The sequence below is a fragment of the Streptomyces sp. RLB3-17 genome (genome assembly GCF_007113425.2).
Lineage (GTDB): Bacteria > Actinomycetota > Actinomycetes > Streptomycetales > Streptomycetaceae > Streptomyces > Streptomyces mirabilis_D.
This window is the reverse complement of record NZ_CP041610.2, coordinates 1,563,631-1,585,772: the sequence shown is the minus strand read 5'-3', so window position 1 is coordinate 1,585,772 and position 22,142 is coordinate 1,563,631. Positions and strand designations below refer to the sequence as shown.

The window sequence follows — 22,142 nt, the reverse complement described above, 5'->3', positions numbered from 1 at the left end:
CAACCGCGAAACGGCAGGGATTCCCGAGTGGAAATCCAGCACACTATACGCTCCGTGTATACAACGCGTGTATATACGGCGTGTATACGAGGGGTGCGGAGTCGAGTCGTCGGGTGCCGCCGGTCCGCGAAAGTCAGCCGATCGAAAGGGATCCATGTACGGCAAGGCCTTCGCCCCCGAGTACCAGGGCGCTTTGACCACCCTGTCCGTGAACTCCTCGCTGACCGATGTCCTGGCGGCGGGTACCGAGCAGCTGCGCGCCGCCGAGCGCGTGGGCGCCCGTGCCGAGGCGGCCCGGTCGGGCCTGGCGGTCGCCGAGGCGCACCGCAGGCTCGGGCAGGTGGCCGACGCCGACCGGGCGTGGAAGGCGAGCTACCGCACCGCCCGCGAGGCCCGGGACACCGGCGCGATGGCGTGGGCGCTGTGGAGCGGCGGCACCCTGGCCCGCCAGCGCGGGGCGTTCCCGCTGGCCTGGCGGCTGCTGCGACTGGCCGCCGAACTCGGCGAGCAGTCCGGGGACGTCGTCGTACGCGGCTACTCCCTGGCGGGCATGGCGGAGACCGGCCGCATCCAGGGCGACTACGCCGCCGTGACCGCCCTGCACGAACAACTGCTGGCCGAGGCCCGCAGGCGCGGCGAGGCCCGCCACACCGTGTGGGCCCTGGAGGGCATCGCGCAGATACACCGCAACACCGGCGCCTACGACACCGCGTACGCCCTGTTCGAGGAAGCGGCCGAGATCGCCGCGCGCGCCGAGGACCGGCGCGGCCACGCCTGGGCCTTGCGCGGCCTCGCGGACATCGTCTCCGTACGCGACCGGGACCCGGACCGCGCGCTGGCACTGCTGAGTGAGGCGGAGGTGTCCTGCCGGGCGATGAACCTGTCCGGGGCACTCGCCTACAACCACAAGATGCGCGGCAACGTCCTCTACCGGGCCGGGCGTTATGAGCGGGCGCGGGACCTCTACACGCGGGCACTGGCGGAGTTCGAGGCGATGAGCGAGCCGCGCGGCCGGGCGCTGTCCCGGCTCGGACTGGTCAAGTCCCTGGCCAGGCTCGGCCGTGACCACGCCGACACCGCCGCCGAACTCACCGAACTGGCCCGCGTGTTGGAGGGAATCGGGCTGCGACACGCCCAGGAGATGGTCGAACGGGCGCGGACGGAACTCGGCCTCACCCCGCCGGAGGGCGCGGACCCGGAGGCCGCCCGATGACCTCTCCCCGTACGGTCCTGACGGCGCCGCCCGCCGCCCCGGAGATCCTGGCGCGCTGCCGCGAACTGGTCGCCCCGGCCCTCGCGGAGGCGGTCGACGGACTGCACCCCTGGGTGGCGGAGATGGCCGGCTACGCGCTGGGCCGCTGCGAGGTCGGCGGAGCCCCCGCGACCCACCGCCAGGGCAAGGGCGTACGACAGGCACTCGCCGTACTCGGGGCCGAGGCGGCCGGCGGTTCCGCCGAGGCGGGCGTGCCGGGCGCGGTGGCGGTGGAACTGCTGCACACCTTCTCGCTCCTGCACGACGACATCATGGACGGCGACGCGCTGCGCCGCGGCCGTCCCGCCGTGTGGAAGGCGTACGGCACCGGCCCCGCCGTCCTCACGGGCGACGCGCTCTTCGCCCTGGCCGTCGAGACCCTCACCGCGGCGCCCGCGACCTCCCACGCCGCGGCGGCCGTGCGGCGGTTGACGAAGGCCTCGCGCGACCTGGTCCGGGGTCAGGCCGACGACCTGCTGTTCGCCCACCGCCCGTGGACCGGCCCCGACGCGGTGAGCGCGGGGGAGTACGAGGCGATGGCGGAGCACAAGACCGGTGCCCTGCTCGGCTGCGCGCTGGCCCTCGGTGCGGGGCTGGCGGGCGCGCCGCGGGAGACCGCCGCCGCCCTCGACCGCGCCGGACGGCATCTCGGGGTGGCCTTCCAGATCGCCGACGACCTGCTCGGCATCTGGGGCGATCCGGCCGTCACCGGGAAGCCGGTGCACGGTGATCTGCGGCAAGGGAAGAAGACCCTCCCCGTTCTCGCCGCCCTGGCCGCGCCGGACCGCTCCCCGCTCGCCGAACTCCTCGCCTCCACCGCCGTCCTCGACGACGGCGCCGTACGCCGGGCGGCGACCCTGGTCGAGCGCGCCGGTGGTCGCACGGCGGCCCTGGGCGCGGCGCGCCGGCATCTCACCGCGGCGGACACCCTGCTGGCGGGAGCCTCCCTGGCCCCACGTCCCGCCGCGGACCTGCGGACGCTCCTCTCCTCCCTCGCCCACCGCACGATCTGACACCTGCGTGCCTCCGGCTCCCCCGCTGTGGGCCGGAGGCGCTGCGACCTCGATCACATGTGCGGGTTGGTGGACCTCATCGGGCAACCACCGCCCCTCCCGTCGCATCTGTCGGGAGGGCCCGACAGCCTCCACGGCGTTCAACGGCGCCGTGTCTCAGGGCGGTTGGCGACGCCGGCCGCCCCCGTTCGAAGGAACTCAGTGCGTAGACCCCACATACGCCGCGTGGCGATCGCCGTCGCGGTGACGACGGCGGCCACGCTTCCGATGGCCCCCGCCTTCGCGGCGCCCGACTCGCCCGCCCGCGCCGCGACTTCGGCCTCCTCGCCGGTGGAGGCCGCCCGGGCCGCCGCGTTCGCCCACGCCTCGGCCACCGGTGTCGGCCCGGGTGACACCCTGCGGGCCACGGACGTCATGACGGACCCGGACGGCAAGCAGCACGTCCGCTTCGTCCGCAGCCACCAAGGGCTCCCGGTCCTCGGTGGCGACCTCGTCGTCCACCTCGGCAAGCAGTCCGCCTACCTGGGCGTGACCCGGGCCGCCGACCACGCCGTCAAGCCGGCCACGACCGAGGCGAAGCTGACGCCCCAGCAGGCCGAACAGAAGGCCGCCGCGGTCGCCCAGGGCGACGCGGGCAGCGCCGAACTCGTCGTCGACGCCCGCGACGGCGCCGCCGCCCTCGCCTACCAGGTGCGGGTGACCGACAGCGACACCACCGAGGCCGGTGGCTCCCGCACGGTCGTCGTGGACGCGCAGAGCGGCCGGATCCGCAGCAACACCCCCGACAGCGACGAGTTCATCTCGCCGCACCTGGAGGAGACGCTGCGCGAGAAGGGCGAGACGGCGAGCCCGGTGACGGGCGTGGCCACCCAGCCCGCCGGCCTCCTCGGCGCGACGACGGCCGCCCGCTACCCGGTCACGGCCACCGGCAGCGGCACCTCCCTCTTTGCCGGCAAGGTGACGCTGACCACGACCCGGACCGCGCGGACCAGCTTCCTCCTCAAGGACCCCACCCGCTGGAACACCGAGACCCGGGACGCGAAGGGCGCGGAACTGGAGGCCTTCTCGCGCGGCACGAAGTTCACCAGCACCACCAACAAGTGGGGCACGGGCACCACCGCCAACCGGACCACCGCCGCGGTCGACGCCCAGTACGGCATCACCCAGACGCTGGACTTCTACAAGAAGACCTTCGGCCGCAAGGGCATCAAGAACAACAGCACCGGCGCCCGCGCGATGGTCCACCTCGGCCGCAAGGTGGGCAACGCCTTCTGGGACTCGACGTGCGGCTGCATGCTCTACGGCGACGGTGACGGCGCCATGTTCAAGAAGCCGCTGGTCGTCCTGGACGTCACCGGCCACGAGCTGACCCACGGCGTCGTCGACGCCACCGCCGCCCTCGAACCCACCCGGGTGGACGCGCGCGGCAACCAGTACGGCGAGCCGGGCGCGCTCAACGAGTCCCTCGCCGACATCTTCGGGTCCAACGTCGAGTTCTCCGCCAACAACCCGAAGAACCCGCCGAACTACCTCATGGGCGAGAAGCTGGGCCTCGCCCAGAAGTTCCTGCGCCGCCTCGACCACCCCTCCCTGGACAAGCTGGAGGGCACCATCGACTACTGGTCGCCCGCGGCGTACGACACCGAGGTGCACGCCGGCTCCGGCGTCTCCTCGCACGCGTACTACCTGCTCGCCGAGGGCAGTGGCCGCAAGACGATCGGCGGGGTGAAGTACGACTCGCCGACGTTCGACGGCTCGCGGGTGACCGGCATCGGACGCGCCAAGGCGACCGCGATCTTCTACCGCGCGCTCACCCGCTACATGGTCTCCACGACCGACTTCCACGACGCGCGGACCGCGACCCTCGAGGCCGCCGCCGACATGTACGGGGCGACCAGCGCCGAGTACCAGGCGGTGGACGCGGCGTGGGCCGCCGTCAATGTGACCACCGCCAACACCCCGGCCGTCGGCCGCTGACGGACGGCACGAGAAGGACGGCACGAGAAGAGGGGCCCCGCCACTGGCGGGGCCCCTTTCGCCGTTTCCCCTCGGCGTCAGTGCTGCTGTGCCTTCTGCGGAGTCGCCTCACTCGGCCGTACGACGACCAGTCCGTCCCCCTCCAGCTTCAGCTGCACGGCCTCGCCCGAGCCGCCGCGGATCATCGAACCGATCGACTGCGAGCGGTGCAGCGAGGTGTGGAGCTGCGCGGTCCAGCCGACGACCGCGTCCGTGTCGACGTACACCGGCTGCTGCGGCGAGACGGGTATCACCAGCGGGTTGCCCTCGCAGATCAGCCCCAGACTGCCGTGACCGCTGAAGACGCTGTTGAAGATGCCGCCGCCGGTGACGCCCGCGCCCTTCACGGTCTTTATCTCGTACGACAGCGTGGAGTCGAAGCACAGGACGTTGCGCCCGTTCACGGTGAACAGGTCGCCCGGCTCGATGCCGATGATGAAACAGTTCTGCGCCTCGTGCGCGAACCAGGCCTCGCCCTGCCCGCGCACCGTCATCAGCGGCAGTCCCTCACCGGTGACCGCCCGCTTGAGCATGCCGCCCACGCCCTGGCCCTTGCGCTCGAACTGCAGATTCCCCCGGTAGGCGATCATCGCCCCCTGGCGCGCGAGCATGTCGCCGTTGACGGCGTACTTGATCGACTTGGCGTTCTGGATGGTCATGCCCGGCGTGACGGCGGGCTGCACCATGTGGTCACTGGAAAAGAGATCACCCTTCATGCGGGCATCTTGGCCCGGAGGGTTTGGTTCCGCCAAGATCGCCGACATCCGGGGACGGTTGGGGGTGGTCGGCGGCTGCCGGGAACGCGCGAAGGGCCGGTCCGGTGGCACCGGACCGGCCCTGGGGGGAGTCGTCAGGAGGCGCTGGCGGTGCCGACCTGGCTGTGCAGGCGGGCGACGACCTCGGTGAGCTGGGCGGCGACCTCGGCGTCGTCGACCGGGTGGGTCTCGGCGAAGCGGGTCACGGAGCCGGGAACGGAGAGCTTGAGGTCCTCCAGGACGGCGGCACCCGCGATGCCCAGGGCCTTGCGGGCCTCGTCCTGCGCCCAGACGCCACCGAACTGACCGAACGCGGTGCCGACCACGGCGGCGGGCTTGCCGGTGAAGGCGCTGGCGCCGTACGGACGCGACAGCCAGTCGATGGCGTTCTTCAGGACGGCCGTGATCGTGCCGTTGTACTCCGGCGAGAAGAGCAGGAAGGCGTCGGCACGGCCCGCGGCCTCACGCAGGGCGGTGGCGGCGGCCGGGACCTTGCCCTCGACGTCGAGGTCCTCGTTGTAGAAGGGGACCTCGGCGAGTCCCTCGAACAGCTCGATCTCCGCGCCCTCGGGGGCGAGCTTGATGGCCGCCTCCGCGAGCTGGCGGTTGTGGGAGCCGGCGCGAAGGCTGCCGACGAGCGCGAGGATGCGTACGGACATGGGAACTCCCGGGGACGAAACATTGCGGCAATAAAACGGACCGAGGTCCGCTTGCTGGTCTGTTTAATGTTGTAGCACCTAAACGGACCAGGGTCCAGTTGCCCCCTTCTGCCGTTACGCTGTGTTCATGTCCACCCCACTTCCGCCCTTCCCGAGGGGGCAGGAACCCTCGGGAGCCCCGGTCCCGCTGGAGCTGACCGTCGGGCCCGCCGCGCCGCAGCTCCGCGCCGATGCCGCGCGCAACCGCGCCCGGCTGCTGGAGGCCGCCACCCGGCTGGTGGAGGAGCACGGGGTCGCCAATGTGACGATGGAGGCCGTCGCCGCCGCGGCCTCGGTGGGCAAGGGAACCGTCTTCCGGCGCTTCGGTGACCGCACCGGCCTGCTGATGGCCCTGCTCGACCACACCGAGCAGCAGTTCCAGGCCGCCTTCCTCAGCGGCCCGCCACCTCTCGGCCCCGGCGCGGCCCCGGCGGACCGCCTGCACGCCTTCGGCTGCCGGGTCCTGCGCGAGATCCACGACCGGCTCGACCTGTACCTCGCCGCCGAGCCGGACGCCTCCCGCCGCTTCAGCTCCGCCCCTTACCGGGTCCGCTTCACCCACGTCGTCATGCTGCTGCGCGAGGCCGTGCCCGGCGCGGACGGCGTTCTCCTCGCCCAGACCCTCATGGGCTACCTGGAACCCGCCCTGATCCACCACCTGACGCGACAGTGCGGGATGCCGCTCGAACGCCTGGAGTCCGGCTGGCACGACCTCGTGAAGCGGACCACCTGCCCGGTGCCGGACAGGCCCTAGCCCTTCGGTTTCCGTCAGTTGAACGGGTCCAGCGTGACGTACGCCTGCTGGGGGTTGCCGTCGTGGACGAGGGACTCGTAGTTGCCCACGTCGTCGAAGGCGAACGCGTAGGCCTTGCCGTCGGCCATCTGCGCGTGGATCTTGCGGGCGTACTGGTTGGTCACCGTGTCCTGGTAGAAGCTCGCCGAGCTCGTGTCCGGCTGGTTGGGGTTGGTGAGAAGGGTCGAGCGGTTGAAGCCCGCGCACAGGGTCCGTGAAATGGGGCCGCGTACCAGGTCGTTCGGGGCGTCCAGCCGCTTGTAGCAACCGAAGATGCTGTCCGAGTCGGGCTTCTGGAAGCTGGTGACGACGGCTCCGGCGCTGTTGGTGAAGTTCATGACGTCACCGGAGACCCGCCCGAAGTACTTCGTGTTCGGCTGATCGGTGAACGGTGTCACGGTCAGCGTCGACGAACTGTACTTCTGCCACACGCGGTTGACGTAGTCGTCCATGACGGTGCCCGGCAGCGCGCCCGCCTCGATGCCGTGGCCGGGAGCCAGCGCCCGCAGGACGGTGCCGTCGGACCGGGTCTGGATCAGATTGGCCCAGCCGCCGGGCTGGCCGCGCAGGGCGTTGAAGAACCCGGTGTAGCCGCCCGCCTTGAGGTGGCCGGTGTTCTTGGTGCTCCCGTCGGCGAGCTGGACCCCGACGGCGTACGGGGCCGAGAACATGTCGACCTGGGTGCTGTTGATCCACAGTCCGGAGTCGTTGAGCGTGTACTCGGACCAGTTGAAGAGGATGTTGTGGTTGGGGTCGCTCGGGTTCTGCACGGCCGGCTGCACCAGGCCGCCGGTGGTCAGGCGGAAGTCGAGTTTCTGGCCGTAGGAGAAGTAGATCCGGCCGGAGAACTTGGGCATCCGGATCGTCATCGACTGGCCGTTGGCCGGTCCCGCGATCGAGGCGTCGGGCGCGGGCGTCGGCGGATTGCCGCCGGCCGGCCAGGCGTGGAACGTGCCGTTCGCGTCGGCCCAGCCCTGCTGGCCCGTCGAGAGGAGCGTTCCGAGGTCGTAGATGTACACGGGTTCGCTGCGGCCGGAGTTGTTGGTGAACTTGAGTGGGATCGTCGCCGGGACGGCCGCGTTCGCGTCGGAGGGGGCGCCGAACGTGAGAAGCGCCGTGGTGGCGGTGGCCGCAGCCACCGCCAGGGCATGCCATTTGAGACTCCTGAGCCTTCTGGGCACTCGCTCTCTCCTTGAGTGGGGGGATTCCAACGAGGTGGATTCCGGCGGAGTGGAGCCGTCCGGTTCTCGTTGAGAGCGCTCTCAGAATTGCGGCGGGTGCCGTACATGTCAACGATTCGGACAGGATTGGTCTGGTCCAACTGGGCCTGGGGTGGCGTTACACGGTGATGTCCGGGGCGGATCTGACCGGCAGCCGGCGGAAGCGATTTATCAGGTAGCCCTGACCTGCGCCGAAGCGATCATCGCAGTCCATTGCCTGCGTCGATGAGTCTTTGAGTGTCTTTCAAGGTGCATGGAGTTACGCAGTCGACTCTCCTCATGTGCTCCCCAGCGCCGCTCGTACTCCCTTAGTCAAAGGGTGTACTCGTGGCAGTAGGCGTTCCTTTGGGATCTGCCGACGCTCCGGATGAGCCAGGGGCCCTTGCGTCCCTGTTTGCGCCGGCCGGGTATGTGCGGCGGCCCGCGGTCGCCCCGGGCGCCCTGGCCGCCGAGCTCTTCCTCGAAGGAAGCGATGCGCAGGGCACCGCGACGCCGCACGAGCACCATCGGTAGTGCTCAAGTGGGAGCCGGCGGATGTGGGCCAGCAGCGCGGGCTGCCCCGAGCGCAGCGCTGTGTGCCGGGCGTCCCGGCCGCCCTCGTGGTCGGGGTGCAACAGCAGCCGGCCCCGCTTGTCGACGGTGCCGTCGGCACGAGCGACATGGCAGGCGGTGGCTGCAGTGATCCGGTGTCGTGCTGCCACGCCCGAGCAGCCCGCCGCGCCGGAACGGGACGGACGGCCCGAAGGTCACACCATCAGTTCTGCTGCAGCGGGCGGGTTCGCCCCCTCGCGCGCGCATGTAAGAGCGGCCGCTCGGGCGGCCACTGCCAGCGCCGCGGCGAGGGCCGTGGGCAGTCGGTCGGTCTCCGTCGCCGCGCGGAGTGCCGCGCGTGCCGTCGCCGCCTCGGCTTCGGCGCCGCCTCCCAGCAGCCCGGCGTGGAGTAGCCCGCTGGTCAGTCCGGCCATGAAGCGTCGCCCGCCCCCACGGTGTCCGTGACCCGGACGGGCAACGGTGCGATGTCCTGGCAGCCGTGTCGCCACCAGGCCCGGGCGCCGTCTGCTCCCAGGGTGAGGACGACCAATGCCGGGCCGTTTCGGGCCCAGCGAGCCGCCGTCCTGTCGGGGTCGACGTCCGGGTGGAGCCAGGCCAGGTCCTCCTCGCTCGCCTTCACCACGTCGCTGAGGGCGACGAGTTGTTCCACCCGTTCGCGTTCCCGCTCCCCGGAGCGGAGCAGCGCGGGCCTCAGGTTGGGGTCGTAGGAGACGGTTGCCGAGGCCCGTAGGCCGTGCAGGGCGCTGAGGACCTGGTCGGCTCCCGGAGCCAGGGCAGTGGCGATGGATCCGGTGTGGACGTGCGCCGGCGGGCCGTCGCGCAGCGACTCCTCGACGGCCGCTGGCAGTGCCCAGGTGAGGTCGAAGGCGTAGTTCGCGGCGCTCGTGTCGTCGAGTACGGCCGTTGCTGTGGAGGTCGCGATGCCGACCACGGAGCCCGGTGCCAGTTCGACCCCGCTGCCCTCCAGGTGCTCTCGCACCAGGCGACCGTGGGGGTCGTTTCCCACGCGGGTGGCGAGCCGGACCGGGTGGCCGAGCCGGCCCAGGCCCAGCGCCACGTTGGCGGGGCTGCCGCCGGGGTGGCTGCGGCGCGGGCCGTCGGGGCCGGCGATGATGTCCACCAGGGCTTCGCCGATGACGAGTGGCGGGAGTCTCCCGGTCACGGGAGGACCTGGATCTTCCGGGCCTTGCCGGCCTGGAACTGCCGTACGGCCTCGGCGTAGTCCGCCAGCGGCAGCCGGTCACTGATGAAGATCTCCGGGTCGAGCACGCCGCCGGCGAACAGTTCTGCGGCGCGCTCGTAGCTGTGCAGGACCGCCATCGAGCCGGTGATGGTGATCTCCTGGTTGTAGATGCGGTACGGGTCGATGGTGGCCCGGGTCGCGTAGTCGGCGACGCCGAACTGGAGGTAGGTGCCGCCCTTGCCGACCCGGCTCAGGGCGTCCTGGATGGCGTGGGCGTTGCCGGTGGCGTCGATGACGACGTCCCAGCCGCGCGGGCGCTCGATCGCGTCGGCGGTGGTCACCGCGTTGCTGCAGCCGAGGGTGCGGGCGGTGGCGAGCCGGTCCTCGTTGATGTCGACCATGTCGACCGTGGCCGCGCCGGTGCGCTTGGCGAGTTCCAGCATCATCAGGCCCATGGTGCCCGAGCCGTAGATCAGCACATTGCTGGCGAGCGTGGAGCGCAGGATGTCGTAGCCGCGCACCGCGCAGGACAGCGGTTCGATGAGGGCGGCGTCCTCGGTGCGGACGTGCTCGGGGAGCTTGACGCAGTTGGCGGCGGGGGCGGCCGTGTACTGTGCGGCGCCGCCGGGGACGGTGACACCGATGGCGTTCCAGCGCTCGCACATGTTGCCGCGCCCGATACGGCAGTAGTGGCACTCGTGGCAGTACAGGGAGGGGTCTACGGCGACGCGGTCGCCGACTTTCAGGTCGCGTACCCCGGAGCCCAGGGCGACGACCTCGCCGGCGAACTCGTGTCCGGGGATGATGGGCAGGGTGGGTGCGAACTCGCCCTGGAGTATGTGGAGATCGGTGCCGCACAGGCCGCAGGCCGAGACTTCGATCACCACCTGGCCGGGGCCCGGTGTGGGGTCGTCGACGGTCTCCACGCCGACCTGGCCGGGCGAGCTGATGACGGCGGCTTTCACTTGACTGCTCCAAGGGACAGGCCCTGGACCAGCTTGTCCTGGGCGGCGAATCCGGCGATGAGAACCGGCAGGGAGATGCAGACGGCGGCGGCGCACACCTTGGCCAGGAAGAGGCCCTGGCTGGTGACGAAGCCGGTGAGGAACACGGGTGCGGTGCCGGCGACGACGCCGGTGAGCACGCGTGCGAAGAGGAGTTCGTTCCAGCTGAAGATGAAGCAGATCAGCGAGGTGGCAGCGATGCCGGGCGCGACGACCGGTGCGACGATCCGGGCGAGGACGGTGGGCAGTCCGGCGCCGTCGATGGAGGCCGCCTCCAGGATCTCGACGGGGACCTCGGCGAGGAAGGAACGCATCATCCACACCGCGATCGGCAGGTTCATCGAGGTGTAGAGGACGACCAGCAGCGCGACGTTGTCGAGCATGCCGCTGTTCTGGGCGATCAGGTAGATCGGCAGCAGGCCGGCCACCACGGGCAGCATCTTGGTGGACAGGAAGAAGAACATCACGTCGGTCCACTTGCGCACCGGTTTGATGGACAGTGCGTAGGCGGCCGGGATGGACAGCACCAGCACCAGCAGCGTCGACATGAGGCTTGCGGAGAAGGAGTTGATGAGGGGCGGCCAGGGGGAGACTCCGGTACTCGCGCCGAAGAACTCCCGATAGCCCTGGAGGGTCAGCGGTGCCCCCAGGCTCGGCGGATTGGTCGCGGCGTCGGACTCGCGGTGCAGCGAGGTGAGCACCATCCAGGCGACCGGAAGGAAGAACACGGTTCCGCAGAGCCAGGCCAGCAGGCCGAGCGCACCGCGTCGGCCTCGGGCCGCAAAGCCCCTGGGGCGCTGGGGAGTGTCGAGGGTCGCGGCCATCAGCGAGTCTCCTCTCGGAGCAGGGATGAGACGGTCCGAAGCGCGAAGGAGCCCACGAGAAGGGAGCACAGGACGACGATGACGCCCTCCGCGGAGGCCTGGCCGTAGTCATGGGCCTGGTAGAAGGTCTCGTAGACCGCGTAGGGCAGGTTGGCGGTGCCGAGGCCGCCGCCGGTGAGGGTGAAGACGGCGTCGAAGTTCTGCACCACGTAGATGCTGCCGAGCAGTGCGGCGAGTTCCAGGTAGCGGCGCAGGTGGGGGAAGGTGAGGTAGCGGAAGACCTGCCAGGTGGTGGCGCCGTCCACGCGGGCCGCCTCGACGGCGTCCATGGGGCGGCTCTGCAGTCCGGCCAGCAGGATCAGCATCATGAAGGGCGTCCACTGCCAGATCAGCGACGCCTCCACGGACATCAGCGGTAGCGACGACAGCCAGTCGGGCTGCGGTGGGCTGTCGCTGCCGAACAGGCTCCACAGCCAGGTGAGCGATCCGTTGATCAGCCCGTAGGTGGCGTTGTACAGCGCGTGCTTCCACAGCAGCGCGGAGGCCACGGGCACGACGAGGAACGGTGTGATCAGCATCGTGCGGACAATGCCGCGGCCGCGGAACTGGCGGTCCAGCAACAGCGCCAGCCCCAACCCCAGGACCAGGCTGACCAGGACCACGCTGACGGTCAGCGTGACAGTCGTCAGCAGGGAGGAACGCAGCTGCGGATCGGTCACCGCCTCCTTGTAGTTCTGGAGGCCCGCGAAGGCCTTGTTGTCCGGATCGAGGGCGTTCCAGCGCATGAACGAGATCACCACGGTGCCGACGAACGGCAGCTGGGTGACCACGATCATGAAGATCAGGGCCGGGAGCAGCGGGGCCCGCCGGGCCCATGCCCCGCGGGATTGCCGCGGGGGTGTTGTCCGTCGGGCGGTCTGCGGTGCCCGGGCACGCCTGGTGAGCGAGTGAGTGATGGTCATCGGTGTGTCTCCGCTGTGCCCCCGTCTCCCGGTCCCACTGGTGCGGGAGAGGGGAGACGGGAGCGTCGGGTGGATCGGGCAGGGGTCACTTGGCCGCGTACTTGGCGGCGACCTTCTCGGCGAGCGCCTGGCTTGCCTTCAGCGCCTGCTCGACACTGGTCTTGCCGGCGATGGCGGAGCTGATCTGCTGGGAGACCTGTGTGCCCAGATCGGTGAACTCGGGGATGCCGACGAACTGGATGCCGGGCGCCGGCCGGGGCTGCACGCCAGGGTTGTTCGGGTCGGCGGTCTTCAGCGCGTTCGCGGTGGCGAAGGCCGACGCCGCGGCGACGTACTTCGGGTTGGTGTAGGTGGAGGTCCGCTTGCCGGCCGGGACCCGGGACCAGCCGAGCTTGGTGCCGACGAGGTCCTCGTACTTCTTGCTGGACGCCCAGGAGATGAACTTCCAGGCGTCGGCCTGGTGCGTGCTCGCCTTCTGCACGCCCCAGGCCCAGGTGAACAGCCAGCCCGAGCTCTTGCTCTGGTCGACCGGCGCGGGCACGTAGCCCACCTTTCCGGCCACCGGCGAATCGCTGGACTCGAGCGACCCGGCCGCGGAGGTCGCGTCGTACCACATGGCGACCTTGCTCTGCTCCATGTTGTTGAGGCACTCGGCGAACCCGGACTGCGGGGCGCCCGCCTCACCGTGGGCGCGCACGAGGTCGACGTAGAACTTGGTCGCCTTGGTGAAGGCGGCGCTGTCGACCTGGGCCTTCCAGTTCTTGTCGAACCAGGTGCCGCCCATGGTATTGACCACCGTGGTCAGCGGGGCCATCAGCTCACCCCAGCCGGGCAGGCCGCGCAGGCAGATGCCCTTCATCCCGGACTTGGCGCCGTCGGACTTGGCGGCCAGGGCAGCCACCTGCTGCCAGGTGGGGTTGGCCGGCATGGTCAGCCCCTTCTCCTTGAAGACGTCCTTGCGGTACATCAGGAAGGACGACTCGCCGTAGAACGGCTCGGCGTATACCTGGCCGGACGCAGTCAGGGACTGCTGCATGGCGGGCAGGATGTCGCTCTGGTCGAAGGCGGTGTCCTTCTTCGTGTACGAGGTCAGCGGGGCGAGCCAGCCGTTCTTGGCGTAGATCGGCGTCTCGTAGTTGCTGATCGTCGCCACGTCGTACTGGCCGGCCTGGCTGGAGAAGTCCTGGGTGATCTTGTCGCGGACGTCGTTCTCGGGCAGCACCGTGAAGTTGACCTTGATGCCGGTCTCCTTCGTGAAGTTGGCCGCCGTGAGCTTCTGCAGGTCCGCCATCTGCGGGTTGTTCACCATCAGCACGTTGATGGAGTGCGAACCTGAGCCGCCCCCGGAGCCACCGGCGCCGGCACAGGCGGTGAGCAGGGCGCCGCACACGGCCAGCGCTCCCAGTGGCACAGAGCGGCGCAGAACAGTCGGTCTCGAATTCATGATCGTCCCTTTCATGAAATGTCGGGTGTGAGCAGGCGGGGGAGAGGTGGAGGAGGATGTGGGATCGGGCAGAAGCGGTCTCGGCCGTGCGGGTAGGGGGTGCCGTCGGGGCGGCTCCGGCGGATCCGTCCCGTGCGGGTAGGGGGTGTGGGCTGAGCGGTCAGACCCGGTGGACGCGGGGTCCCATCAGTGAGTAGCGGTGCGCTTCGGCGCTGGAGAGCCCGGTATCGGTGACGATCGCCTCGAAGTCGTCCACCCCGGCGAAGCGGCAGAAGCTGCTCGCGCCGAACTTGCTGTGGTGCCCCATGAACACACGTCGGCGCGACACGGCCAGCGCCTTGGCTTTGACGTCCGCCACCACCGGATCGGGGGTGGTCAGACCGAGCTCCCGGGAGATGCCGTTCGACCCGAGGAAGGCCAGGTCGATCACGAATCCCTCGAGCATGCCGCAGGCCCATGAGCCCACCGTGGCCAGCGTCCGGGCCCGGACCCGGCCTCCCAGGAGCAACACGTTGAGCTGCGGGGAGTCCACGATCGCGGCTGCGGTGGACAGCGACGCGGTGACCACGGTCAGGGGCCGCTCGCCCGGAAGGAGCGCGGCGACGAGCTGCGGGGTGTAGCCCTCGTCCACGAACACGGTCTCCGCGTCACCGAGGAGCTTGACCGCCTCCGCGGCGATACGGCGCTTGTCCTTGACGTGCAGAGTCTCCCGTTCGGGGAGGCCCGTTTCGAAGCCCGCGCCCTCGACGGGGTACGCGCCGCCGTAGGTGCGGCGGAGCAGCCCCCTGCGTTCCAGCACGCCGAGATCGCGGCGGACGGTCTCAGGTGCGACAGCCAGGTCGACAGCCGTGGTGGTGACCTCGACCCGTCCCTGGTGACGGGCGAGCGCGAGAATCCGGCTCTGACGCTCTTCGGCGTTCATCGCACTCACCTCGCCGACGCCTTCTTCCCCGAGGACTACGACACCGGCAGCGTCGTGACGCTCCTGTCGGACGGTAACTGGATCCGACTGGCCGCCGAGCCGTACGACGCCTTCGGCTGGCAACTGCTCACCCTGGCTGCCGGGCTGCCGGGGCTGACCTTCCTCGCCGCGGGTGTCCTGGCCCGCCGCCGGGCCGCCGTGCTGCGCCGGGCGCCCGTTCCCTTGCTGCGGGTACTGCAACGTCTGGACCACAACGGTGACACCTGGATCTACGCCGCCGACGACACCACCGGCCGTACGCCGCTGCTGCGCTGCCTGGCCTACCCGGCCATCGATGACGAGGCCGGTGAGTTCGGCCCCCCTGATGACGAGGACGAGGATCGGCCCAGGGTCGACACCCGGCTGCGGGAGGCAGTGCTGTACGGTCCGCCGTACGACGCAGGCGAGTTGCTGATCGTCGCCGCCGCCCAGGGCGGGGTCCCGGTGGTCCTGCTCACGGCCGGTCCGGTGCGGTTGCCGACGGGCGATCAGAGGCCCGAACTCGAATGGCCTGTGGTGGATGCCGTTGAGCAGGATCCAGTGCTGGTGGGCCGGATCGCGGCGTCGATGCAGCCGGTCGCCCGTCCGATGCGCTGGGGGCCGAGCGTGTTCACCCGGTGCGCGGCGCTGCTCGGCGCAGTAATCGCTGCGGCGGTAATCAAGTTCATCCTGGACGAGGTGAAGGCGGGCACGCTGGGGTGGCATGTCCTGCCCATGCTCGGACTGGCGTTTGTGCCGGGATCGCTGGCGACCTTCCTCAACTGGCATATCACCGCAGACCGTTCAGGGCTGTGGCTGGCCGGAGCGTACAAGGTCCGGTATCTGGCCTGGGAAGAGCTGCGCACGGCCGTCTACACCAGCGGCGGCGTTCTCGAGATACACCGCGCCGACGGGAAGACCTGGGCACCGTCCCTGGGCTGGCCCTGGATGGAACGCCGCCTTGGCCTGCGCCCGTCGTACCTGAGAGCCGCAGAGGAGATCTCCGCCATGCACGCCCACCCCGAGCTCCGCCCCACCGAGGAGAGCCCGGCGCGCGCCCACGGCCTCCCGCTCGGCCCGTTGTTGGCGGTGCTCTACGCCCTCTGGGCGGCCGCTCTCCTCATCCTGTGACCGCAGCTGTCAGCCCGGACTATGCCGGATTCGTGTTTGGAGCCGACCACCACAGCCGTCGGCTGCCGCACGGACCTGCGCCAGCAGTACCCGACGCTGCGCCAAGCGGTCTTTGGACGGCGTCCGCGCAGCAAGTAGCCCGGCCCCGCAGAACGGTACGGGACCGGGCTAGCGCTGAGGGTCGGCCGGGACCTCAGCGTTGCGCGTGCTGTGACCGGAAACGATCACCGGGGCGGGCAGTCAGCGGGGGAGGGGGATGATGCGGGGATGACCACCTGCTCACGCGCCGATTCGTTCAACGCGGCGGCTGACCAGTACGCGGCCAGCCGGCCTTCGTATCCTTCCGCGCTCTTCGACTGCATCGAACAGCTCACGAGCCGTCCCCCGGCGAGTGCCCGCGTCGCCGATATCGGCGCGGGCACCGGAATTGCCACCGCTCTGCTGCGTGAGCGCGGGGCTGACGTGATCGCCGTTGAGCCGGGCGACGCCATGGCCGCCAAGTTCCACACCGTGCTCCCGGATGTGCCGATCATCAGAGGTGACGGCAACGCCCTCCCCCTCGCGGATGCCTCCCACGACCTCGTCACCTACGCGCAGTCCTGGCAGTGGACCGACACCATCCGCTCGGTCCCGGAGGCACTGCGGGTCCTGCTTCCGGGCGGTGCGCTCGCGATCTGGTGGAACACCACCGCCTTCGACGTGCCCTGGATCCGAGAGCAGCACCAGCGGATCGCGCACCACTGCGGAGTGAAGCCGACTTCTCGGGTGCGTCCCGACGACGGCGACGCCGTCCGACTCGCGGGCCTGTCGGGGCTCCGGGTCGCGCGCCGCCAGGTGCGATGGAGCCGCGCGGTCTCCCTTGACATGCACCTTGCCAATATCAGCAGCCGTTCGGCGTTCCTTGTGCTTGCCGAGGACGACAGGCGTGCCTTTCTCTCCGGGGAGCGCAGGCGGCTGCGCGAGTTCTTCCCCGACGAGGTGGTGGAAGAGACCTACGTGGTTGATCTGCTGGTGGCCACTCGTCCGTGACCTGGATGGTGTCCTGGGATCGGGAAGGGCAGTCAGGCCGCTCCGGCGGTGGGGCGGCCGCCGAATCGGGTGCCTTTCTCGCTGGGGACGCGGGCGCGTTCACACCGCTGTGCGGCCAGGACGTCGGGATGCCAGCCGTTGTGGGTGCGCCAGCGCAGGTAGCGGTGCAACTCGCGTGTCTGGGCGGTGTGGTTGGGGTGGTGGGAGTTGGCGAGGGTGAACTGCCGCAGCGGCCCGAAGTGCGCCTCGATCGGGTTCGCCCACGACGCGTTCGTCGGCAGGCGGCCGGTCAGCCGCGGGGGCCGCTCCCTTCGTGGCAGCCGAGTTCGAGGTAGCGGGTGCGGGTGTTCCAGGAGCCGAGGTCGGGTGTGTTGGCCAGGACGTCGTGCCAGGGCCGGGCGCCGGGAGCGGCCGCCTCGCCGGGAGCCGCCGCCTTGCCGGATCTTCGTCCCCCCAACGGGGATGATCAGCCCGTCGGGCGTCCTGCACGTCCGATCGGAACACGTGATTCGAGGGAGTGGACATGTCGCAGCGCCAGTCCGGCACCGTGAAGTGGTTCAACGAAGAGAAGGGGTTCGGTTTCATCACCCCCGAAAGCGGACCTGACCTATTCGTGCACTTCAGGGCGATCCAGGGCAACGGCTTCAAGAGCCTGAAGGAAGGCCAGAAGGTGACTTTCATTGCGGTGCAGGGCCAGAAGGGTATGCAGGCGGACGAGGTCATCGCAGAGCCCTGAGCTCCCACCACGGAACAGTCGGACCGCTACCGGCCCGGCACCGATACACAAGGGGACGCATGCTTGCGGCGGTGGTCAAGCTTCGGTGAGACGCGCTCAGGATTGAGCGAGACGGGATACTGTCCTTGGACAGTGACGCCAGTCGCCCTGTCATCCAATCGAGGCGTTTGACAGCGAGCCCAGGCATCCATGCCCTCGCGCCGCCCCCAACCGGCCGGAGGATCCCAAAACGAGGGTCCGCAGGCGACGTTGCGGGAAAGAATGGTTGCCATGACGTACGAAGGCTCCTCCATCGACCCGGCCAGGCCCAGCATCGCCCGCGTCTACGACTACCTGCTCGGCGGCAAGGACAACTACGCCGTGGACCGTGAGATCGGCGACGTGTTCAAGCGCGACCTGCCCGGTTCGGTGGCCATCGCCTTCGCCAACCGCGCGGCCCTGACCCGGGCGGTCAGGGAGATCGCGAAGACCACCGGCATTCGGCAGTTCATCGACCTGGGCAGTGGCCTGCCGACCGCGGACAACGTCCACCAGGTCGCGCAACGGCACGCCCCCGAGTCCCGGGTCGTCTACGTCGACATCGACCCCCAAGTGCTGGTCCACGGCCGCGCACTGCTGGAGAACAACGACCGGACCCGCGTCGTCGCGGTCGATGTGCGCAACCCCGAAGGCATCCGCACTCACCCCGACACCCTGGAGATCATCGATTTCACTCGTCCCGTCGCCGTCATCCTCAGCGCCATCCTCCACCACGTCAACGATGACGAGGACCCCGCCGGCATCGTCCGCTACTGGCGAGACCACGTCCCCTCCGGAAGCTACTTCTTCATCAGCCACTTCCGCTCCGGCAACAACCCGGAGACCGCGGAGGCCGAGACGGTCCTCCAGCAGACGTTCGGCCGCGGCCGGTGGCGCACCGACGCGGAGATCGCCTCCCTGCTGGACGGCCTGGAGATCCTCGACCCCGGGATCGTCCCCGCGTCCCTGTGGCGTCCCGACGAGAGCGACAACTCGTGGAACAGCGGCGAAAGACGAGAGCTCACGGTGTGGGAACACCTCATCGCCGCCGGACTGGCCCGGAAAGCACGTCACCGGGATCGACAAGTCGCCGGACATGATCGCCTGCGCACGGGAGTCCGCTGCCGGCCAGCCGCAACTCACCTTCGTCGAGGGAGACTTCCTCGCCGTGGAACTTCCCCGTGCGGAGTACGACTTCGTCTGCTCGGTGACCACGATCCATCACATGGACTTCGAGACGGCCCTCGTTCGCATGCGTGAGCTGCTGCGGCCTGGCGGCACGCTGGTGGTGGTCGGTCTGGCCTGCGAGGCGAGCGTGACGGAGTGGGCGGCGTTGATCGCGGCTGCCCCGATCGTGCGGATCACGAAGGTGCTGCGTCGCGCGCGTGGCCCGCAGGGCATGCCGGTCGCCGACCCGCAGATGAGCTATGGGCAGGTGCGGGCTGCTGCCCGGCGGCTGCTGCCCGGCGTGCGCTATCGCCGGCATGTGCTGCGCAGGTACTCGCTGACCTGGGAGAAGCCCGCCCGCTGATCCGGCATCGATGGCGGTTTTCACCATCTGGGGCGGTTTGAGATTCATGTGATTCTCTACGACGGTTCCTCCTTATTGACCATGGGTAGCGCGGAGTCCGGGATCGAGGGACCTGGTCGTCGCGGAGCTGTCCGTTTTCCTCGCCCCGTGGTTCGGCAGGCCGATGGGCAGCCCGGATGGCAAGGAGAACGTTCGTCGTGGTCGACATCACCGAGATCTACGTCCACTGGTACGCGGGCCGCTCGAAGAGCGCGCTGGCCGCGTCGCTGGGGGTAGACCGCAAGACAGTCAGGAAGTACCTGGCGCCGGCGGAGGCGTCCGGGATCACCCCGGGCGGCCCGCCGATGACCGACGCCGACTGGGCCGGGCTGATCGAAGGGTGGTTCCCCGGCCTCGTCGACAGGAGACTGCGGCAGGTCACCTGGTCCGACATCGACCAACATCGCGACTACATCAAGGACTTGCTGGGGACCGTGACGGTCTCCACGATCCACCAGCGGCTGCGGGACGAGCACAAACTGAAGGTGTCGATCTCCTCGTTCCGTCGCTGGGTGCACGCCACGCTGCCCGACGAGGTGAGCCGCTCGCAGGTCACCGTCCTGCGCGACGAAGTCGAGCCGGGCGAGGAGGCCCAGATCGACTATGGCTTCCTGGGCCAGTGGACCAACCCCCGCACAGGCAAGAGGCACCGCGTCTGGGCGTTCGTGATGGTGCTGCCCTGCTCACGGCACATGTTCGTCCGTGCTGGCCCGCTGGTCGACTGCCACGGTCGGCCCGGACATCCACATCAGGGTCGGCCGCACCCTCTACTCGGTGCCGTGGAAGCTGATCGGTCGCCGCGTCGACGTCCGCTCGACCGCCACGATGGTCCAGGTCTTCCACGAAGGCCAGCTCGTCAAGACCTCCCTTGAACAGGGGAAACGCACGGACAGGAGCGACTATCCGCCGGAGAAGATCGCCTTCCAGATGCGGACGCCGGTCTGGTGCCGCAGCCAGGCGTCCGAGGTCGGTGACGCCTGCCGCGAGGTCGTCGACCAGTTGCTGGAGGTCAACGTCCTCTATCGGCTCCACGCTGCCCAGGGGGTCCTCGGGCTGCGGAAGAAGTACGGCGGGACACGGCTGGAGGCCGCCTGCGCGAGGGCCATCGCGGTCGGCGACCCATCCTACCGCACCATCAAGGGCATCCTCGTCGCCGGCACCGAGACCGACCCCGAGCCCGAGACCAGCGGAGACGCCGGGGCCGCGGCCTTCCTCCACGGCCCCGCCCGGCTCTTCGCCACCGTCGCGACCCCCGACACGACGGACGACGACCATGATGACCAGGTCCACGACGAAGCCGAGGTGGAAGCCCGATGACCGTGATGGACGCCGCCCTGCGGGAGTCGCTCAAGGCCCTGCGACTGTCCGGCATGCTGGAAACCCTCGACGCCCGCCTCGCCCAGACCCACGGCGGTGAACTCGGCCACCTCGACTTCCTCCAGGTCCTCTGCCAGGACGAGATCACCCGCCGCGAGACCGTCGCTTTCCAACGGCGCCTGCAGCGAGCCAAGTTCGAGCAGTAGGTCACCCTGGAAGAGTTCGACTTCACCGCCTCATCGAAACTGCCCGCGGCACAGATCCGTGACCTCGGCGCCCTGCGCTGGCTCCACGCCGGCGAGTCGGTCATCCTCTTCGGCCCCGTCGGCGTCGGCAAGACCCACATCTCCCAGGCCCTCGGCCACCTCGCAGTCCGCCAGGGCGCCCACGTCCGCTTCGCCAAGACCAGCCGCATCCTCGCCGACCTGGCCGGCGGCCACGCGGACCGCACCTGGGGGAAACGGATCCGCGAACTCGTCCGCCCCGACGTCCTCATCCTCGACGACTTCGCCATGCGACAGCTGTCCGCGGCCCAGGCCGACGACCTCTACGAACTCGTCTCCGAGCGGCAGGGACGCTCGCTGATCATCACCAGCAACAGGGCACCCAGCGACTGGTATCCCCTCTTCCCCAACCCCGTCGTCGCCGAGTCCCTCCTGGACCGGCTCATCAACACCAGCCACCAGGTGATCATGAATGGCCCCAGCTACCGCCCGAACAGGCGGCCCAGGAACACTACCGACAAATAGGCTAAGTCCCTGATCAGCAGGGCTCACACTCGTCTCACGCAGGCCGCCGTTCCGAGGTGCGACAGGCTCCCTCAGAATGCCTGCATGAAGATCCTCGACATCGACACGATTGCCGGCTCACAGACGACGGCCTACGGCAGCCAAGGTGTCCGACGCGTCCGTGTTCACGGCGGAAGCGGTTCTGCCGCCGTGAACATCATGCACCTGGCGCCAGGCGGACGCCTCGGGCGGCATGTCGCGCCAGTGCCACAGGTCCTCATCGTTACAGAGGGCCAGGGGTGGGCCAGCGGCACAGACGGTGAACCTGAGGCCCTGACGAGGGGACAAGCTGCCTGTTGGGCCGCAGGTGAGGAGCACGAGACCTGGACCGACATTGGCATGACAGTACTCATCGTCGAGGCCCAGTCTCCGCCTCAGGAGAGCATGCTCGGGGAAGCTGCTCGGGGATAGCAGTACCCCGGCTCAACGCCAGGCCCTGGGGAATTACGTGAACTTGCCCCTGGGGAAATACGCGATCGTCCACACAGGGCGCTCCTCGCCGCACGATGGAGCTCGACTATCGAACGGAAGGCCCGGTCCGCGATCTTCTCCTTGGTGTGGGCCCAGAGTAGTTCGACAGGGTTCAACTCCGGTGCGTAGGAGGGCAGCTGGATGATCGTGAGCCAGTCCTGCTGCTGTGCGTACTGCTTCACATGCTTGCTGATGTGGCTGAAGTAGTTGTCCCAGACGACGGTGAACGGGCCTTCCAGGCGGGGGTGGAGCAGGGCGAGGAAGCGGGGGAAGGCGAATACCCCGCAGCCGGGGCGGGCCCGCGCGGTCACGTCCGTGGTCATCAGGTGCACCCGCCGGGTGCCGTTCGCGAGCAGCTCGACCTTCGTGACGGCCAGGCCGTCTAGGTCGAGCAGCAACGTCGTATTGTGGTCCAAGCCCGTGCGT

Annotated in this window: 23 protein-coding genes and 3 pseudogenes; 13 read left to right on the top strand and 13 right to left on the bottom strand. The window is 69.6% G+C overall.

Annotated features, from left to right (window positions below):
* The first annotated feature begins 154 nt into the window (after positions 1 to 154).
* The 3 genes from FNV62_RS07620 (at position 155) to FNV62_RS07610 (ending at position 4,242) form a co-directional block, all read left to right on the top strand.
* On the top strand, positions 155 to 1,213 hold the full coding sequence (locus FNV62_RS07620) for a tetratricopeptide repeat protein (protein ID WP_144314899.1): 1,059 nt from the start codon (positions 155 to 157) through the stop codon (positions 1,211 to 1,213).
* Entirely contained in the window at positions 1,210 to 2,265 is a 1,056-nt protein-coding gene (locus tag FNV62_RS07615; RefSeq protein WP_144314897.1) for a polyprenyl synthetase family protein, read from the top strand. Before FNV62_RS07620 ends, FNV62_RS07615 begins: the two co-directional genes overlap by 4 nt.
* A gap of 201 nt (positions 2,266 to 2,466) precedes the next feature.
* Complete coding sequence (locus tag FNV62_RS07610; RefSeq protein WP_144314895.1) at positions 2,467 to 4,242, top strand: M4 family metallopeptidase; 1,776 nt, start codon at positions 2,467 to 2,469, stop codon at positions 4,240 to 4,242.
* 77 nt (positions 4,243 to 4,319) lie between these two features.
* Here FNV62_RS07610 and FNV62_RS07605 read toward each other — a convergent pair whose 3' ends face one another.
* Positions 4,320 to 4,997 carry an AIM24 family protein gene (locus FNV62_RS07605; protein WP_060897522.1) on the bottom strand — a complete coding sequence of 226 codons (678 nt, stop codon included), beginning with the start codon at positions 4,995 to 4,997 and terminating at the stop codon, positions 4,320 to 4,322.
* Between the two features lie 134 nt (positions 4,998 to 5,131).
* The gene (locus tag FNV62_RS07600; RefSeq protein WP_054236861.1) at positions 5,132 to 5,695 is read right to left on the bottom strand and encodes an NADPH-dependent FMN reductase; all 564 of its coding nucleotides are present in this window, start codon (positions 5,693 to 5,695) and stop codon (positions 5,132 to 5,134) included.
* Positions 5,696 to 5,822: 127 nt separating this feature from the next.
* On the opposite strand from FNV62_RS07600, the gene FNV62_RS07595 reads away from it, so the two are divergent.
* A complete protein-coding gene (locus FNV62_RS07595) occupies positions 5,823 to 6,488 on the top strand; it encodes a TetR/AcrR family transcriptional regulator (RefSeq protein WP_060897528.1) in 666 nt (221 codons plus the stop codon).
* Positions 6,489 to 6,502: 14 nt separating this feature from the next.
* On the opposite strand, the gene FNV62_RS07590 is transcribed toward FNV62_RS07595, so the two are convergent.
* The 8 genes from FNV62_RS07590 to FNV62_RS07560 form a co-directional block, all read right to left on the bottom strand.
* Entirely contained in the window at positions 6,503 to 7,708 is a 1,206-nt protein-coding gene (locus FNV62_RS07590; RefSeq protein ID WP_143600422.1) for a glycoside hydrolase family 64 protein, read from the bottom strand.
* 785 nt (positions 7,709 to 8,493) lie between these two features.
* Positions 8,494 to 8,712, bottom strand: a complete 219-nt coding sequence (locus tag FNV62_RS55555) for a hypothetical protein (RefSeq protein ID WP_143600421.1) — start codon at positions 8,710 to 8,712, stop codon at positions 8,494 to 8,496.
* Positions 8,700 to 9,461, bottom strand: coding sequence for a carbohydrate kinase family protein (locus FNV62_RS07585; RefSeq protein WP_225900193.1), 762 nt, complete (start codon positions 9,459 to 9,461; stop codon positions 8,700 to 8,702). Before FNV62_RS07585 ends, FNV62_RS55555 begins: the two co-directional genes overlap by 13 nt.
* Complete coding sequence (locus tag FNV62_RS07580; RefSeq protein WP_144314893.1) at positions 9,458 to 10,447, bottom strand: zinc-dependent alcohol dehydrogenase family protein; 990 nt, start codon at positions 10,445 to 10,447, stop codon at positions 9,458 to 9,460. The genes FNV62_RS07585 and FNV62_RS07580 overlap by 4 nt, the downstream gene beginning before the upstream one ends.
* A complete protein-coding gene (locus FNV62_RS07575; protein ID WP_144314891.1) occupies positions 10,444 to 11,310 on the bottom strand; it encodes a carbohydrate ABC transporter permease in 867 nt (288 codons plus the stop codon). The genes FNV62_RS07580 and FNV62_RS07575 overlap by 4 nt, the downstream gene beginning before the upstream one ends.
* A complete protein-coding gene (locus FNV62_RS07570; RefSeq protein ID WP_144314889.1) occupies positions 11,310 to 12,272 on the bottom strand; it encodes a carbohydrate ABC transporter permease in 963 nt (320 codons plus the stop codon). Before FNV62_RS07570 ends, FNV62_RS07575 begins: the two co-directional genes overlap by 1 nt.
* Before the next feature lie 85 nt (positions 12,273 to 12,357).
* Entirely contained in the window at positions 12,358 to 13,716 is a 1,359-nt protein-coding gene (locus FNV62_RS07565; protein ID WP_144314888.1) for an ABC transporter substrate-binding protein, read from the bottom strand.
* Positions 13,717 to 13,876: 160 nt separating this feature from the next.
* Positions 13,877 to 14,638, bottom strand: a complete 762-nt coding sequence (locus tag FNV62_RS07560) for a DeoR/GlpR family DNA-binding transcription regulator (RefSeq protein WP_144314886.1) — start codon at positions 14,636 to 14,638, stop codon at positions 13,877 to 13,879.
* Between FNV62_RS07560 and FNV62_RS07555 the strand changes: the two genes are divergently transcribed.
* Both FNV62_RS07555 and FNV62_RS07550 read left to right on the top strand, forming a co-directional pair.
* Positions 14,591 to 15,787 (top strand): hypothetical protein, encoded by a 1,197-nt coding sequence (locus tag FNV62_RS07555; protein ID WP_144314884.1) that lies wholly within the window; start codon positions 14,591 to 14,593, stop codon positions 15,785 to 15,787. The two genes, FNV62_RS07560 and FNV62_RS07555, sit on opposite strands and share 48 nt — an antisense overlap.
* Positions 15,788 to 16,054: 267 nt before the next feature.
* The gene (locus FNV62_RS07550) at positions 16,055 to 16,816 is read left to right on the top strand and encodes a class I SAM-dependent methyltransferase (RefSeq protein ID WP_144314882.1); all 762 of its coding nucleotides are present in this window, start codon (positions 16,055 to 16,057) and stop codon (positions 16,814 to 16,816) included.
* 32 nt (positions 16,817 to 16,848) lie between these two features.
* On the opposite strand, the pseudogene FNV62_RS07545 reads toward FNV62_RS07550, so the two are convergent.
* Both FNV62_RS07545 and FNV62_RS07540 read right to left on the bottom strand, forming a co-directional pair.
* Positions 16,849 to 17,094: pseudogene (locus FNV62_RS07545) on the bottom strand (IS630 family transposase); the annotation flags it as partial.
* 11 nt (positions 17,095 to 17,105) lie between these two features.
* Positions 17,106 to 17,273 carry a hypothetical protein gene (locus FNV62_RS07540; protein ID WP_164657621.1) on the bottom strand — a complete coding sequence of 56 codons (168 nt, stop codon included), beginning with the start codon at positions 17,271 to 17,273 and terminating at the stop codon, positions 17,106 to 17,108.
* Between the two features lie 66 nt (positions 17,274 to 17,339).
* Between FNV62_RS07540 and FNV62_RS07535 the strand changes: the two genes are divergently transcribed.
* From FNV62_RS07535 to FNV62_RS07515, 7 genes and pseudogenes are all read left to right on the top strand, one after another.
* Positions 17,340 to 17,552, top strand: coding sequence for a cold-shock protein (locus FNV62_RS07535; RefSeq protein WP_144314880.1), 213 nt, complete (start codon positions 17,340 to 17,342; stop codon positions 17,550 to 17,552).
* Positions 17,553 to 17,813: 261 nt separating this feature from the next.
* Positions 17,814 to 18,635, top strand: a pseudogene (locus FNV62_RS07530) (SAM-dependent methyltransferase); the annotation flags it as partial.
* A 31-nt stretch (positions 18,636 to 18,666) separates the two neighbouring features.
* Positions 18,667 to 19,101: a class I SAM-dependent methyltransferase gene (locus FNV62_RS07525; RefSeq protein WP_240361209.1), complete on the top strand. Its 435-nt coding sequence runs from the start codon at positions 18,667 to 18,669 to the stop codon at positions 19,099 to 19,101.
* A gap of 741 nt (positions 19,102 to 19,842) precedes the next feature.
* Positions 19,843 to 19,941 (top strand): annotated as a pseudogene (locus FNV62_RS57960) (Mu transposase domain-containing protein); the annotation flags it as partial.
* A 24-nt stretch (positions 19,942 to 19,965) separates the two neighbouring features.
* On the top strand, positions 19,966 to 20,457 hold the full coding sequence (locus tag FNV62_RS57955) for a hypothetical protein (RefSeq protein ID WP_375336858.1): 492 nt from the start codon (positions 19,966 to 19,968) through the stop codon (positions 20,455 to 20,457).
* Positions 20,454 to 20,663 carry an ATP-binding protein gene (locus tag FNV62_RS57520; protein ID WP_275901436.1) on the top strand — a complete coding sequence of 70 codons (210 nt, stop codon included), beginning with the start codon at positions 20,454 to 20,456 and terminating at the stop codon, positions 20,661 to 20,663. The genes FNV62_RS57955 and FNV62_RS57520 overlap by 4 nt, the downstream gene beginning before the upstream one ends.
* Before the next feature lie 6 nt (positions 20,664 to 20,669).
* Positions 20,670 to 21,206 (top strand): ATP-binding protein, encoded by a 537-nt coding sequence (locus tag FNV62_RS07515; protein ID WP_309171924.1) that lies wholly within the window; start codon positions 20,670 to 20,672, stop codon positions 21,204 to 21,206.
* A gap of 413 nt (positions 21,207 to 21,619) precedes the next feature.
* Here FNV62_RS07515 and FNV62_RS07510 read toward each other — a convergent pair whose 3' ends face one another.
* Positions 21,620 to 22,114: a transposase gene (locus tag FNV62_RS07510; protein ID WP_143600418.1), complete on the bottom strand. Its 495-nt coding sequence runs from the start codon at positions 22,112 to 22,114 to the stop codon at positions 21,620 to 21,622.
* Between the last annotated feature and the right edge of the window lie 28 nt (positions 22,115 to 22,142).